Annotated in this window: 14 protein-coding genes and 1 riboswitch; of the genes, 7 read left to right on the plus strand and 7 right to left on the minus strand. The window is 63.0% G+C overall.

The features are described 5' to 3' along the window. Window positions 1-56 precede the first annotated feature (56 nt). Window positions 57-1,982, minus strand: a complete 1,926-nt coding sequence (asnB, locus tag AC56PL_RS06440; RefSeq protein WP_495515518.1) for an asparagine synthase (glutamine-hydrolyzing) — start codon at window positions 1,980-1,982, stop codon at window positions 57-59. A gap of 296 nt (window positions 1,983-2,278) precedes the next feature. On the opposite strand from asnB, the gene ctaC reads away from it, so the two are divergent. The 4 genes from ctaC to AC56PL_RS06460 are packed head-to-tail and all read left to right on the plus strand — an operon-like array spanning window position 2,279 to window position 4,616. After that, window positions 2,279-3,292 carry an aa3-type cytochrome oxidase subunit II gene (gene ctaC, locus AC56PL_RS06445; protein WP_497153574.1) on the plus strand — a complete coding sequence of 338 codons (1,014 nt, stop codon included), beginning with the start codon at window positions 2,279-2,281 and terminating at the stop codon, window positions 3,290-3,292. A gap of 18 nt (window positions 3,293-3,310) precedes the next feature. Beyond that, window positions 3,311-3,727 carry an aa3-type cytochrome oxidase subunit IV gene (locus AC56PL_RS06450; protein ID WP_495515520.1) on the plus strand — a complete coding sequence of 139 codons (417 nt, stop codon included), beginning with the start codon at window positions 3,311-3,313 and terminating at the stop codon, window positions 3,725-3,727. Continuing rightward, complete coding sequence (locus AC56PL_RS06455) at window positions 3,682-4,275, plus strand: GNAT family N-acetyltransferase (protein ID WP_497153286.1); 594 nt, start codon at window positions 3,682-3,684, stop codon at window positions 4,273-4,275. The genes AC56PL_RS06450 and AC56PL_RS06455 overlap by 46 nt, the downstream gene beginning before the upstream one ends. A 23-nt stretch (window positions 4,276-4,298) precedes the next feature. After that, window positions 4,299-4,616, plus strand: a complete 318-nt coding sequence (locus AC56PL_RS06460; protein WP_495515522.1) for an antibiotic biosynthesis monooxygenase — start codon at window positions 4,299-4,301, stop codon at window positions 4,614-4,616. A gap of 166 nt (window positions 4,617-4,782) precedes the next feature. On the opposite strand, the gene qcrB is transcribed toward AC56PL_RS06460, so the two are convergent. The 4 genes from qcrB to ctaE are packed head-to-tail and all read right to left on the minus strand — an operon-like array spanning window position 4,783 to window position 9,157. Then, window positions 4,783-6,399, minus strand: a complete 1,617-nt coding sequence (gene qcrB / locus AC56PL_RS06465; RefSeq protein ID WP_497153287.1) for a cytochrome bc1 complex cytochrome b subunit — start codon at window positions 6,397-6,399, stop codon at window positions 4,783-4,785. After that, a complete protein-coding gene (gene qcrA / locus AC56PL_RS06470; protein WP_497153288.1) occupies window positions 6,396-7,568 on the minus strand; it encodes a cytochrome bc1 complex Rieske iron-sulfur subunit in 1,173 nt (390 codons plus the stop codon). Before qcrA ends, qcrB begins: the two co-directional genes overlap by 4 nt. Further along, a complete protein-coding gene (qcrC, locus tag AC56PL_RS06475) occupies window positions 7,565-8,488 on the minus strand; it encodes a cytochrome bc1 complex diheme cytochrome c subunit (protein WP_495515525.1) in 924 nt (307 codons plus the stop codon). Before qcrC ends, qcrA begins: the two co-directional genes overlap by 4 nt. A 57-nt stretch (window positions 8,489-8,545) precedes the next feature. After that, entirely contained in the window at window positions 8,546-9,157 is a 612-nt protein-coding gene (gene ctaE / locus AC56PL_RS06480; RefSeq protein WP_495515526.1) for an aa3-type cytochrome oxidase subunit III, read from the minus strand. Between the two features lie 148 nt (window positions 9,158-9,305). On the opposite strand from ctaE, the gene AC56PL_RS06485 reads away from it, so the two are divergent. Beyond that, window positions 9,306-9,764, plus strand: coding sequence for a hypothetical protein (locus tag AC56PL_RS06485; RefSeq protein WP_497153289.1), 459 nt, complete (start codon window positions 9,306-9,308; stop codon window positions 9,762-9,764). 134 nt (window positions 9,765-9,898) lie between these two features. Further along, window positions 9,899-10,948, plus strand: a complete 1,050-nt coding sequence (gene trpD / locus AC56PL_RS06490; protein WP_495515528.1) for an anthranilate phosphoribosyltransferase — start codon at window positions 9,899-9,901, stop codon at window positions 10,946-10,948. Window positions 10,949-10,985: 37 nt separating this feature from the next. Here the strand turns inward: trpD and AC56PL_RS06495 are convergent, their stop codons facing one another. Together AC56PL_RS06495 and AC56PL_RS06500 are read right to left on the minus strand one after the other, a co-directional pair. Next, window positions 10,986-11,261 carry an Lrp/AsnC ligand binding domain-containing protein gene (locus tag AC56PL_RS06495; protein ID WP_495515529.1) on the minus strand — a complete coding sequence of 92 codons (276 nt, stop codon included), beginning with the start codon at window positions 11,259-11,261 and terminating at the stop codon, window positions 10,986-10,988. A gap of 20 nt (window positions 11,262-11,281) precedes the next feature. Beyond that, entirely contained in the window at window positions 11,282-13,033 is a 1,752-nt protein-coding gene (locus AC56PL_RS06500) for a DEDD exonuclease domain-containing protein (protein WP_497153575.1), read from the minus strand. A gap of 599 nt (window positions 13,034-13,632) precedes the next feature. Next, window positions 13,633-13,816, plus strand: a riboswitch (cyclic di-AMP (ydaO/yuaA leader). 15 nt (window positions 13,817-13,831) lie between these two features. Here AC56PL_RS06500 and AC56PL_RS06505 point away from each other — a divergent pair. Further along, a complete protein-coding gene (locus AC56PL_RS06505) occupies window positions 13,832-14,416 on the plus strand; it encodes an NlpC/P60 family protein (RefSeq protein WP_495515530.1) in 585 nt (194 codons plus the stop codon). Window positions 14,417-14,455 lie beyond the last annotated feature (39 nt).

Genomic DNA, 14,455 nt, shown 5'->3' on the forward strand with positions numbered 1-14,455 from the left:
AAGACGCTCCACATATATGTGGAGCGTCTTCGTATAAGCGGAGCGTTTGGCTGTAGCTAGAGCCGGACCGGGTAGTGGTGATCCTCGATCTGCGGCACGATGCTGCCTTCGACGAAGATCCCGTGCCACACCATGAAGATGAGAACGGTCCACAGCCGGCGGCTGTTGTCGACCGCGCCGGTGCGGTGCTCGTTGAGCATGGCGCGGATCGCGTCCTTGTTCAGGATGTGGTCGGTCTGTGAGTTCTCGATCGTCTCATGCGCCCAGTCGTACAGTTCCGTGCCGCGCAGCCAATGCCGCACGGGTACAGGGAAGCCCAGCTTCTTGCGATGCAGGACGTGCGCCGGGACGATCTGTTCCAGCGCTTTGCGAAGGGCGTACTTGGTTGTGCCGTGGGAGATCTTCTCCTCGTACGGCAGGCCTTCGGCCACTCGGAGTACCTCGGAGTCGAGGAACGGCACCCGCAGCTCGAGCGAGTTCGCCATCGTCACCTTGTCGGCCTTGACGAGGATGTCGCCACGCAGCCACGTGAACAGATCCAGGTGCTGCATCCGGGCCACGGGATCCCAGCCACGTGAGGTCGCGTAGATCGGGGCGGTCACGTCGGTGTGGGTCCACTCGGGACGGAAATCCTTGAGCACGGCCCGAAGTCGGGCGTCGTCGAAGCTCCGGGCGTTGCCGTAGTAGCGCTCCTCCAGGGTCATGGATCCGCGATGTAGCAGGCTCTTCCCCCGTTTACCTTCCGGGATCCGATCCGACAAGCGGCCGGCTGCGGCCCGCAGGCCGCGGGGCAGACGTTCGAAAGGCTTGAGCGACAACGGCTCTTTGTAGATGGTGTACCCACCGAACAGCTCGTCGGCACCCTCGCCGGACAACACGACCTTGACGTGTTTGCGCGCTTCCTTGGCCACGAAGTACAGCGGGATCAGTGACGGGTCGGCCACCGGATCGTCGAGGTACCAGACGATTTCGGGAATCGCGGCGACGAACTCGGCAGGCCCGACGACCTTCACGACGTGCTTGGCACCGATGGCTGCGGCAGATTCCGCGGCCACGTCGACCTCCGAATAGCCTTCCCGCTCGAAACCGGTGGTGAAGGTGATCAGATCGGGGTTGTGCCGGATGGCGAGTGCCGCGATCGCCGTCGAGTCGATACCTCCGGACAAGAACGAGCCGACGGTGACATCGGCGCGCATGTGCTTGGCGACCGAATCGGAGAGCACCTCGGCGATCTCGTCGTAGCGGGCCTGCTCGCTGCCCTTGGTGAACGGGCGCACGGCGAACTGCGGAGTGAAGTACCGGTAGACCTTCGGCATCTGACCGGGCCGCAGGGTTGCGTAGCTGCCGGACTCGAGTCGACGGATGCCGGCATGCAGTGTCTCGGGCTCTGGGACGTACTGCAGCACGGTGTAGTGCTGGATCGCGCGGCTGTCGAGGGAATCGGAGACGCCGATGCGGTCGATCAACTCGAGCAGGCTCTTCTTCTCGCTGCCGAAGATGGTGCCGCCCGAACCCGTCGCGATGAACAGCGGCTTGATGCCGAACGGATCCCGAGCCAGGAACAGTGACTGATTCTCTGTGTCCCAGATGGCAAACGCGAACATTCCGCGCAATCGGGAAACCGAATCGGGGCCCCAGTGATGGAAGGCCGCGACAATCGCCTCGCTGTCGCCCTCGGTACGGAACTCGACACCCTCGTCCTTGGCCAGCTGGGCGCGGATCTCGAGGTAGTTGTAGATCTCGCCGTTGAAGACGAGTGCGTATCGATCGGGATTCTCCGGCGGACCCCAACGCAGCGGTTGATGCGAGTGCTCGATGTCGATGATCGAGAGCCGGTTGAAGCCGAGTACCAGGTCGGAATCGTGCCAGGTGCCCGGTTCGTCAGGTCCTCGATGTCGCATGCAGTGCAACGCAGATGCGACCAGATCAGCTGACTCGGCGGCCGATGCGTCGCTAGACAGCAGACCTAACAGACCACACACGAAATTGCCTCAATTCGTCCAGGGACGGCGTACAGAACACGCCCGAGTATGCCGCAATCGGGAGTGCGGCCGCGTGCGCGGCCCGGGTTGGATGGCCTGCCGACGGCACGGCGTGACACGAACCCAAACCCCGATACGAATGTAAGCCGGGCTTGGTCTACGCTGCGTAGTACACGAGCTACCAATCGTGGAGAGCGTTGTGACTGTTTCCAGTCAGGGCAGGGTAGGAAGGCGTGAAATTGGCACACGGTGGGCGACCTCCGGCATCGACCAAGCGTCAGCACCGCGGACGTCGAATCAAGCAGATAAGCGCAGCCTTGTTCCTAGGCGTTGGCGCACTGATGCTGTCGAGCTGCAGCGCTGAAGAAGCGTTGCGATTCGGTTGGCCAAAGGGCATTACGCCTGAGGCAGAAGACATGCGGCATCTGTGGACGTGGTCGGTGATTTCGGCCCTCATCATGGGTGTTCTGGTGTGGGGTCTGACATTTTGGACCATTACGTTCCATCGCCGTAAGGCAGGACAAGACGAGTTCCCGCGTCAGACGGCATATAACGTCCCGTTGGAACTGACATATACCGCGATTCCTTTTGTGATCATCGCGGTCCTCTTTTACTTCACGATCATCGTGCAGAACAAGGTCGAGGCGAAGCAGCCCGATCCTGCAGTGGTGGTCGACGTGACCGCATTCCAGTGGAACTGGAAGTTCGGTTACCGAACCGTTCGTTTCGAGGACGGTCAGATCTACGACGGTGCCGAAACCGAGGGGAATCCGTACGACCGTCAGGTCCCGGAGGGCGAGCACCCGGAAGAGTCGGGCGACGAGCACGATGAGCCGTTCCAGGCCCTCGAGAACGACGTTCGTTCGTACCTGAAGTTCGACAAGATCGAGACTCTGGGTACCTCGGACGAGATTCCGGTCCTGGTGCTCCCGACTGATCGTCGTATCGAGTTCGAGATCGCGGCAACCGACGTCGTGCACTCGTTCTGGGTTCCGGAGTTCCTCTTCAAGCGGGACGTCATGCCGTTCCCTGAAGAGAACCACTCGGACAACCGCTTCCAGGTCAGCGAGATCGACCGCGAGGGTGCGTTTGTGGGACGTTGCGCGGAAATGTGCGGCACTTACCACTCGATGATGAACTTCGAGGTTCGTGCGGTCAGCCCGGCGAAGTTCGACGAGTACATCAAGTTCCGCGAATCCAACCCCAACGCGACCAATGCAGAGGCGCTCGAGGCGATTGGTGAGGATCCGATGGCGATCACCACCAAGCCCTTCGACACCAAGCGCGGCACGCAGACCGCGCCGAACTAGTCACGGAGAAGCTACGAGATGCATATTGAAGCGCGGATCTTCGAGATCCTCACCGGATTCTTTTTCGCAGTGGCCGTGGCGTACGGGTTGGCCACGGGCTTGACCAGTAAGAACGTCGAATGGGTTGGCGTCACCGGACTGGTGATGACCGGTGGTCTGTCCATGCTGGTCGGCACCTACTTCCGCTTTGTCGCTCGACGGGTGGACATCCGCCCCGAGGACTACGAAGACGCAGAGGTGTCTGACGGTGCGGGCGAGCTGGGCTTCTTCAGCGCCGGCAGCTGGTGGCCGATCATGATCGCCGGCGGTGCTGCACTCTTCGCCGTCGCACTCGCGTTCGGGCAGTTCTGGCTCGTTGCGTTTGCCGCGGTCTGCATCATCGGTGCGGTGTGCGGTCTGGTGCTCGAGTACCACGTCGGACCCGAAAAGCACTGACAACAATAATCAACACTCAGCTCCCAGGTCCGCAGGTTCAACTGCGGCACACCTGGGAGCTGAGTGCTTTCTGTCGTACGGCGATCCGAGCGCTCCTCGACCGGGCGTTCGACGGTGACTTCACCGACTCCGACTTCGATCACGCACTCGGGGGAGTCCACGCGATGATCACTGACGGTGAACTGGTGATCGGCCACGCCGCGGTGGTTGCCCGGTCGATCGCCCATGACGGCCGCGCATACCGCGTGGGCTACGTCGAGGCGGTGGCCACCGATCCGGACCGACAGCGCCAGGGCCTCGGTGACCGCTTGATGAGCGCCGTAGAGGGCGTGATCGACGGCGCCTACGACTTCGGTGTCCTGGGAGCCAGTGACGCCGGTCTGCGCCTCTACCGCGCACACGGCTGGATTCCATGGACCGGCCGGCTGTCGGCGATGACCCCGGACGGGTTGATCAAGACGCCAGAAGACAGCGTCCATGTCTACGGACGATCAGCCCCGATGTCGGGCGAACTGACCTGCGATTGGCGCGGCGGCGAACTCTGGTGACCGACTGAGGCATCATCGGTTCGATGATCACCGAACATGCGGTCCTACAGGTGCGCCCGGGTATGAGCGGGGACTTCCGTACCGCTTTCGCTGACGCGAGGAACATCATTGCCGGGATGCCCGGATTCGGTGGTCTGACGCTGTCGCAGTGCGTCGAAGATCCGGATCGCTACCTTCTGCTCGTGCAATGGGAGTCGGTGGAGCATCACACCGAGGGCTTCCGCGGGTCGCCGGCTTACCAGCAGTGGCGAGACCTGCTGCATCACTTCTACGAACCTTTTCCCATCGTTCAGCACTACTCACAGCTGGACGCTGCGCAGTCGCGTGCTTCACCGTCGTAATGGTGTCCGACGAACCAATCCCTCGCGATGCAGCTTGCCGGGACGTTCGCGGCGACAACGGTGTGAGACGAGACAACGGTGGGGTAGGGGAGCGGCTGGTTCGAAGACCTCACATACAACAAGAGCCGGACCGCAGATGCGGTCCGGCTCTTGTCTATTGGCTGAGTCAGTCGAGGAAGGGATCTCCGCCACGCTCTTGCAGCGCGCGCAGGGCGTCCTTCTCGTCGTGATGTGCCTTCTTTTCAAGCTCGACGTTGCGAACCTGCTCTTCGGCGGGGTCGGCGACCAGCAGTGAACCGGTACCCGGTTCGCCGGCGGAGCCGAGCTTGTTCATCCGCTTCGGGAGCGCGGCACCCTCGTACGGCAACGGAATCGGATGTCCGTGGGCGTCGACAGGTCCGAGCGGCTGGTGCAGCTCGATGAACTCCCCGTGTGGCAGGCGCATGATGATGCCCGTTTCGATGCCGTGCTCGAGCACATCGCGGTCGCTGCGCTGCAGAGCCAGAGCCCAGCGGTAGGCGATGTAGTACGCCAGCGGCGGGACGATGATCAGCCCGATACGGCCCATCCACGTCGTCGCGTTGAGCGAGATGTCGAACTTGTAGGCGATGATGTCGTTCATACAAGAGACCGTGAGGATGATGTAGAACGAGAGCGCCATCGCGCCGACCGCGGTCCGCACCGGCACGTCACGCGGCCGTTGCAGCAGGTTGTGGTGGGCGGTGTCGCCCGTCAGCCGCTTCTCGATGAACGGGTACGTGAACATGAGCCCGAACACGATCGTCAGCACCACAACGACCCAGAAGATGGCCGGGATCGTGTACGCGTTACCGAAGTAGATCTCCCATGCAGGCATCAGTCGGGCCAGACCGTCGGTCCACATCATGTAGATGTCGGGCTGAGAGCCTGCCGAGACGTGCGCCGGGTTGTAAGGCCCGATCGCCCACACGGGGTTGATCTGGAACAGACCCGCGATGATCGCCAGGATGCCGAACGTGACGGCAAAGAAAGCACCCGACTTGACTGCGAACACCGGCAGAATCCGGACACCGACAACATTGGTCTCGGTGCGGCCGGGGCCGGGGAACTGGGTGTGCTTCTGGTACCAGACGAGTGCGAGGTGAGCACCGATGAGGGCCAGGATGATTCCCGGGAACAACAGGATGTGCAGGACGTACAGGCGCGGGATGATGATGTCGCCGGGGAACTGTCCACCGAACAGTGCCCAGTGGATCCACGTTCCGACAACCGGAATACCCAGGACGATGCCCGACATCGCGGCGCGAACACCGGTGCCCGAGAGCAGGTCGTCGGGGAGCGAGTATCCGAAGAAGCCTTCGAACATCGCCAGCACCAGCAGGAAGCAACCGATCACCCAGTTCGCCTCACGCGGACGCCGGAAAGCGCCGGTGAAGAAGATGCGAGCCATGTGGATGATGATCGACGCCGCGAAGAGCAGCGCTGCCCAGTGGTGGATCTGCCGGACGAAGAGTCCGCCACGGACCTCGAACGAGATGTCGAGTGTGGTGGCGTACGCCTGGGTCATCATGACGCCGTTGAGCGGTTCGTAGGATCCGTTGTAGATGACCTCGGACATCGACGGATCAAAGAAGAACGTCAGGTAGACGCCCGAGATCAGCAGGATGATGAAGCTGTACAGCGCGATCTCACCGAGCAGAAATGACCAGTGGGTGGGGAAAACCTTGTTGATCTGGCGGCGAATGCCGGCCGCCATGTGATACCGGGAATCTACTTCCTGGGCCTGCTGTCCGATCTTGCTCATGGCTTGTCCTTCCCCTGGCCGCGTTCCCAGAACGCCGGGCCTACGGGCTCGATGAAGTCACCGGCAGCCACCATGAAGCCCTGCTCGTTGACCGAGATCGGCAACTGCGCGAGAGCACGGGCGGCAGGACCGAAGATCGGTTTCGCGTATTCGAGAGCGTTGAACTGTGACTGGTGGCACGGGCACAAAATACGGTTTGTTTGCTGCTCGAACAGTGAGGTCGGGCAGCCGAGATGCGAGCAGACCTTCGTGTAGGCGTAGTAGTCGCCGTAGTTGAAGCTCTCCTGGCCCTGACGCTTGATCGCCTTGGCTGCGTCGTTGGGACGCAGACGGATCAACATGACCGGGTTGCTGACGCCACGAAGACTCTCGATGAGCTTGTGACGTGACTCCTCGGTCTCGCCGGTTCCGTCGGACACTCGCCACGGGAACACGGTCTCCATGCCGCCGGCGTCGAGATCCTCGGGACGAACCAGCACCACAGACATCGGGTTGCCGTTGTCGCGTCGCAAGAAGACCGTCTCGTTGGGATCCTCCGGCGAGTTGTAGATCGGCGACCATCCGGTGTTCCACAGCGGCGCCTTCTTGCCGAGCGCCCACGGGTTCTTGATGAAGCCGCCGAGCATCGCCACGACACCGGTGAGGGCGAAGGCGCCCAGACCGAACAGCCCGGCACGCTTGATGGCCTTGCGGCGGGGGAGCGTGGAGGTGTTCAGCGAATCGGCGAACTCTGCGGCGATGGTCCGCTTGTCGACCTCGGACGAACCGCCGTCATGGCGATCCTGGACCGAGATCTCTTCGGGGATGAAGCGCTTGGTGAACTGCACGGCGCCGATACCGAGAGAGAGGATCGACAGACCGAAGGTGAAACCGATGAGCGGGGTGTTGAGGATGTACGCCCAGTAGTTGTCACCATCGGGCATAACAAATTCCCAATGGTTGAACAGGAAGATGATCAAGCATGCGAGGGCCGAAACCCCGGCGAGTGCGAACCAGAATGCGACGGTGCGCTCTGCGCGCTTCTCCGCCTTGGTACCCGGCACCGGGAAACGTTCCCGGCGATGGATGATCTCAACGCCGTCGAGATTGGTGCCGAGTTTGACCAACTCGTCCTTGTTCATTGCATCCAGCTCATCCGGGGTCGGATCTGGTTTCTGCTGGTCGGTCATCTACGTGATCCAATCCACATCGTGCCGGCGACAACTGCGACCGCGCCGACAAACCACATGAACATGCCTTCGGACACCGGGCCGAAGCCGCCGAGTCCGTAGCCGCCTGGGTCTTTCGCCGTGGTGGCGTACTTGACGTAGCCGATGATGTCGCGCTTTTCGGTGTCGGTCAGCTGCCGGTCAGAGAACTTGGGCATGTTCTGAGGTCCGGTGAGCATGGCGGTATAGATTTGCTGCTCGTTCGGCGCGTCGAGGGCGGGCGCGAACTTGCCCGACGACAGCGCACCGCCACGGCCGGTGAAGTTGTGGCACGAGGCGCAGTTCAGACGGAACAGCTCACTGCCGCGTCCGATGTTGTCGCCTCGGAGAGCACCCTGCTCGATGACCGGGTAGCCGTCTTCGAAGATGACGTTGCCGTCCGCGTCCTTGGCGTAGACCACCTGCGGGCCACCACCGATGGACTGGATGTAGGCACCGAGCTGGTCGATCTGGGCCTGGGTGAACTTGCTCGGCTTACGGACGATCTGGGCTTCGCCTCGGACCGCCGGCATACGGCCGGACGACACCTGGAAGTAGACCGCCGCGTCGCCGACGCCCACCAGTGATGGACCGCGCTCGGCGACACCTTCGAGGTTCGCGCCGTGGCAGGTGATGCAAGAGGTCTCGTACAGCTTCTTGCCGTCTTGGACCAGCGCGGCAGTGGAATCACTGTCCGCTTTGGCGACCTGGGCTTCAGGCGTGATGGCTGCGGCCAGTCCGCCGGCGACAACCAGACCTGCCAACAGAAGAAGAGCTCCGGAGGCGCGACGACGCAATTTGCGGCGCGACTTGGATTTCTTGGCGTCTGTGCGGCCGGTGCCCTCGCTCAGGGCACCCGTTTCCGAATCCCCGGGTGAGGTGGGTGGGGGAGATGAACTCATCTGTATCTCTCTGCTTAGCGGACTGACTTTGCCTGTGCCAAAAGACTGTTTCGGCCGTTACCGAATGAAGTAGATGGTCGCGAAGAGCGCGATCCAGACGATATCGACGAAGTGCCAGTAGTACGAGACGACGATGGCGGCGGTGGCCTGTGCCGGGGTGAACTTGCTGAGCCGCGTACGGAGCAACAAGATCACGAAGGCAACGAGGCCGCCGATCACGTGCAGGCCGTGGAAGCCCGTCGTGATGTAGAAGACCGAACCGTAGGCACTCGACGAGAGCGTGGTGCCCTCGTGGACCATGTGGTAGTACTCGTAGCCCTGTCCGGCGACGAAGAACGCGCCCATGAACAGGGTGATGGTGTACCACCGTCGGAGACCGAAGACGTCGCCCCGCTCGGCGGCAAAGACGCCGAGCTGACATGTCACCGAGGAGAGAATCAGCACGGCGGTCACGGGGATCGCCAGTGTCAGATTGAGCTCGGTGGGCTCCATCGGCCAATTGCCGTAGTTTCCGGCCCTTGCCACGAAATACATCGCGAACAATCCGGCAAAGAACATCAGCTCGCTCGAAAGCCACACAATGGTGCCAACGCTGACCATGTTCGGTCGGTTCAGCGAGTGCACGCGCTGGGTGATAGCTGATCCTGTGGGTGCTGCAGCGCTAGTCACCAGAGAAGTATGACGGTTCGTAGTAAGCCCTGACTACTCGGGTCCGGATTTTTTTCAACCCCGATGCGGCGACGCTGGTAGTGGGGCTGAAACGGTTCGACGCGGCGTGTCCGCGATGTTGTTCAGGGCCACCTGAGAGGCTGGTGGGGTGGCACGTGATGTGAACGGCAATCCGATCGAGGTCCCCCGCTGGCGGCGACTGAGAAGTCGTCTCGGGGGCCGGCGAAATACCAACGGGGAGTTGTCGGTCGACGAATCTTCGTTGACGATCACCGCCGAGAGTTTCGATGACGCGGAGGCGGCCTCGAAGACCTTGTCCGACTCGCAGTGGCGGGCCGACGAACAGTCTGTCTTGCGGCACCTCTTGGTGGTGTCCGAAGATTCGGTCGAAGCGGTCATCGGGCTGGCCGCGCAGGACCACTATCGACAGGTATCGGTCGACGTTCCGCACTCGGTTGAGCTTGGTGCCGGACAGATCATCGTGGCGTTGGCGCGGGTGCAATTGATCGATGCACTCCATGTCTCCCAGGAGCGCTCGCGCATGGTCGGGCTCGCGCAGCGTCACGGTGGCAGGGTCATTGCCTGGCAGGTGCTGCAGCCGCGTTGAGGGTTGGTGTTGTTGCAGTGGCGGAAGCAGCCTGCCGGTTTTGTCCCAGCAGGTGCTGCCGCGTTAGGGGTTGGTTGTTGCAGTGGCGGAAGCCTAGGTGGTCGTCCCGGTTGGGCAGTGGATACTCTTTTCGCGTGACCCACTCCGATGCGCAGGCCCGCAGCTGGCCGCAGGTACTTGGAGTCCTGGCCGATGGCCGGGACCTGACCACTGACGGCGCCGAGTGGGCGATGAACGAGATCATGTCGGACAACGCGACGCCGGCGCAGATTGCCGCATTTGGTGTGGCCCTGAAGATCAAGGGGCCGGTCGCCGCCGAATTGCGGGGTCTCGCCGATGCCATGCTCAGTCACTCGACGGTGGTCCCGACGTCCGTTGCCTGTGTCGACATCGTCGGCACCGGTGGTGATCGCTCGAATACTGTGAACATCTCGACGATGACGTCTGTTGTCGTCGCAGCTGCCGGTGTGCCGGTGGTCAAGCACGGCAACCGGGCCGCGACCTCGAAGAGTGGTGGCGCCGATGTGCTGGAGGCGCTGGGTGTGAACATTGCGCTGACGGCCGACGGCGTCAGTCGGTGTGTTGCCGAAGCCGGTATCGGATTCTGTTTTGCCCCGGTCTTCCATCCGGCGTTGCGTTTCGCCGCCGCACCGCGCAAGGAGATCGGCATTCCCACGGTCTTCAATGTGCTGGGCCCGCTGACCAATCCGGCACGTCCGACGAGCGGGCTGGTCGGTTGCGCCTTCGTCGATCTGGCGCCGGTGCTGGCACAAACCTTCATGGAGCGTGGCGACTCGGTACTCGTGGTCCGCGGCGACGACGGTCTCGACGAGTTCACAACGACGTCGACCTCAACGGTGTGGCAGGCATTCGGCGGTTCGGTGCGCAAACAGACGGTGGACCCGACGACGCTCGGGTTGGCCCGGGTCGAACTGTCGGCGCTGCAGGGTGGGGACGCCGAGCACAACGCGACGGTCGCGCGGGAGGTCTTCGCCGGCCGGACGGGGCCCGTCCGGGATGCGGTGCTGCTCAACGCTGCCGGCGCACTGACCGCGTACCGTCCGCAACCGGACGTCGATTTGCACGAGCAGTTGGGTCAGCACATGGCCGTGGCTGCGGCAGCAATCGATTCGGGCGCTGCCGCAGCACTGCTGGCCGAGTGGGTCCGCGTCAGTAACGCCTGACCCACTCGTCGGCGCAGATCACGTGCTGATGGCCGGATCACTCGCCGATGGAGAAGCCCGCGTCGACGTCGGCGCTCGAATAGCTCTTGAACGCGATGTGGGTTGCGGTGTGTTTGACCCCGGGGAGCCTGCTGATGGATTCGGTGACCACGTCGGCGATCTTCTCGTGGTCGCGGACGCGGACTTTTGCGATCAGATCGACGTCCCCTGCGCACGAGTAGACCTCGGTGACGCCGGGGATGTCGGCGACCGCCTGTGCGGTTTCGGGGATTTGGTGGACATCGGTCTGAATCAGGACGATCGCGGTAATCATGGATTCAGACTAGTGCCGGATCAACTCTGATCGATGTCGATGGTGCGATGTGCCGAACCGACGAGTTCGCGCCACTGTGCCCACCGTCCGGCGCCGTGTCGGGGTAGGCTGAATCCGCTTGTGGCGCAAACGATTCGAACGCTTGGGCTGGTGAGCCACCGGAAGACGAGGGCGGCTTCCTCCGGTGCGGCGCCGCAGAGTGGTCCGGTTGTGGGGATCACCGTCTCGGCCGAGGCGGCGAGCAACTCGACCACCGGCATCGGGGGCACCCCGCGGACCGCGACCCCGGCGCTGGCCAGGCGTCCATGACGGATGACGGCAAGGTCCCATCCGCCGCGTCCGTCGGGTGCGGCGGCGACGAGTTCGGAGATCCTGGCCAATGCGGCGAGGCGCTGGCAGCGTTCGAGATGGGCGATGAGTTGATCGAGGCGATCGCGCAGGCGGGCGGCGTTCTCGAACAGTTCTGCCTCGGACAAGGTGGTCAGGCGATCCAGTGCGGCCAGGACAGGCGCATCGCTGCGCCCGGAGAACAGATCGGCCACCGCGTGTGCCCGCACGCCGTAGGAGTCGGCATCCACCGATTCGGCGGTCGCGCCATGGCAGCCGCCGACGATCCGCCGGCCGTCGGGCCCGACCTCACACTGATGCAGCCCGCCCGCGCGCAGCGGAGTGCGGCAGGTGCGCAGTTCGCAGAGCTCGGAGACGAGATCGGCGATGTCGTAGGCGACGGTGCGTGATCGGACCGGACCCAGGGCCACCGGGGTGGGTGTGCGGCTCACCTTCAGTCGCGGGAACGCCTCGTCGGTGAGGCAGAGCCACCAACCACGGTGCGGGAACTTGGACCGGCGGTTGTATGGCGGGGCATGGGCGCCGAGCAGGCGCAGTTCCCGGACCCCGGCCTCGATGCGGTGCGCACATTGCACATGGTCGACGCGGGTGGCCAGATCTACCATCTCCCGGATGCGGGTGCGGGTCTCCGAGCCGGTGAAGTAGCTGCGCACGCGCCGCCGCAGATCGACCGCGGTACCGATATACAGGACTTCGTCCGACGGGCCGCGGAAAAGATAGACACCGGGCTCGGCCGGTAGGTGATCGGACAGGACTCTCTTACTGCGGGTGGCTGCCGAGATCCCGGGGAGATAGTCGCGCAGTTCTCTATATGTATGGACGCCCTGGTTGCCCACCCGCTCGAACAGGCGGTGCAGTACCTCCACGGTGGCGCGGGCGTCGTCGAGTGCCCGGTGGGTGGGGCGGGTCTGTACGGCGAACAATGCGGCGAGGGCGGAGAGTTTCACCGTGGGCGCCTCGTCGCGGGTCAACACCCGTCGGGCGAGCTTCACGGTGCACAGCACCCGGTGGAAGTTCCACGGATGACCGAGGTCGGCGGCGGCGGCGCGAAGGAAGCCGACGTCGAATCGTGCGTTGTGCGCCACGATCACCGAATCCTGCGCGAACTCCAGGAATGCCGGCAGCACCTGATCGATGGTGGGTGCCCGGTAGACCATCGCTTCGGTGATCCCGGTCAACCGGACGATGTGCGGGGGTATGCCGCGCTGGGGATCGACGAGCGTCGCAAAATCGCCGAGTATCTCGCCGCCGCGGATCTTCACCGCACCGATCTCGGTGATGCGATCGTCGGTGGGACTGCCGCCGGTGGTCTCGAGGTCGACCACCACAAATGTCGTCTCCCGCAGAGGTAGATCGTCCGGATGCGCCAGAGTCGGGTCATCGAACGACATCTGAGCCCCAACGGCCTCATCAACACCAATCACAACACTCACATCGCGAACACTAGTTCGAGCCTCTGACAACGCGGCGATGTTTCCGGCCGCCGGGGCCGGGGTACAAGATCCGAGATGTCTTGTCGGACGGTGCCGCTAGCGTCGCGATCGATGTAACAAAAGCCGGCTCATCTCGCCTCCGGGTAAACCCCGAGGGCCCCTGAGATCGAGATGAGAGGCCCAATGAGACGGAGATCACATTGCTCATCGAATGCAGCACCTGCCCGGGTCGTCCAGTTGAGTGTGACGGCTGCATGATGACGGTTTTCATGGGACCCGTAGGGGTCCGGAGCAGCGAGGATGCGGAAGTTCGCTGTGATGAATTCGTTATTGATCACGAGGCCCGCCTCGAGGACGCGGTGGCGATGTTCCGCGCCGCGGGCATGCTCGAGAAGTCTGACACTCACGATCATCGCGTAGGTCCCGCCGCAGGTAGGGGCCACTTTTTGGGGCAGAATCAGCCCCAGTTGTGGGCTGTGTAACACGACACGCCGGAGGGCCTCTGTCGTCCTTCCGGTGGACATTCGCCGCCACGGTTTCGTAACCTTTCTGAGACCTTACGAAAGCGTTCACTCCAACCGGAGCGAATCGTGAGGTCGCCGCTTAATCACCAACACGGTGAACCGGGGAACCATCTGGTGCAGACCACAAATCCGCATCCGGGGTGAATCCCATCGAACCCTGAGGTCTCAACGACTTTGCGGGTTCACCGGGTAGGGCCATCTTCCGGCCCGAATCCGACAGCTAACTCGGTCAGCGGATAGGGAAGAAACAAGGAGATCTCGCTTCGTGGCGAAACATCGTTTGAACAAAGAAAGCCGTGGTGCCAAGAGTGCCCGCGGTGCACTCATTGCCGGTTCGATCACACTCGGCACCCTGGGTATCGCCGCAGCGCCTGCCTTTGCCGCACCGGTGACAGTTCCCGGTGTCGGAACTTTCGACATCCCGGGTGTGACCCCGGAAATGATTCCGAATGAGCTGAAGCCGGAGAACCTCTTCCCCGGCGTCGCCGCTGCACCCGCACCCGTCAAGGCTGCCGGTCAGGTCGCTGCGGACGCCGCAGTCAGCAAGATCGGTTCGCCGTACGTCTACGGTGCAGCCGGCCCCAGTGCTTTCGATTGCTCGGGTCTCGTCTACTGGTCGCATCAGCAGGCCGGTCAGACCATTCCTCGTGACAGCTACGGCCAGCTCGGCGGAGGCACCAGCGTCAGCGCTGCGAACGCCCTGCCCGGCGACGTCGTGATCTACAACGGTGGCGGCCACGCCGGCATCTACGTCGGTGGCGGTGAAGTTGTGCACTCTTCCACCGAGGGTGTGCCCGTCGCACGTATGGCTCTGGACGGCATGTCGATCGTGGACATCCGCCGCTACTGAGCAACAAGAACTGAACAAGCCATTGGGCGGGTCCGCATC

It is taken from the genome of Williamsia sp. Y721 (assembly GCF_059683565.1).

What these genes read in the sequence shown, in the direction of transcription:
- AC56PL_RS06460 (WP_495515522.1), top strand. Translation starts at nt 4,299, where the DNA reads ATGATCACCGAACATGCGGTCCTACAGGTGCGCCCGGGTATGAGCGGG.
- qcrC (WP_495515525.1), bottom strand. Translation starts at nt 8,488, where the DNA reads ATGAGTTCATCTCCCCCACCCACCTCACCCGGGGATTCGGAAACGGGT.
- qcrA (WP_497153288.1), bottom strand. Translation starts at nt 7,568, where the DNA reads ATGACCGACCAGCAGAAACCAGATCCGACCCCGGATGAGCTGGATGCA.
- qcrB (WP_497153287.1), bottom strand. Translation starts at nt 6,399, where the DNA reads ATGAGCAAGATCGGACAGCAGGCCCAGGAAGTAGATTCCCGGTATCAC.
- AC56PL_RS06450 (WP_495515520.1), top strand. Translation starts at nt 3,311, where the DNA reads ATGCATATTGAAGCGCGGATCTTCGAGATCCTCACCGGATTCTTTTTC.
- AC56PL_RS06495 (WP_495515529.1), bottom strand. Translation starts at nt 11,261, where the DNA reads ATGATTACCGCGATCGTCCTGATTCAGACCGATGTCCACCAAATCCCC.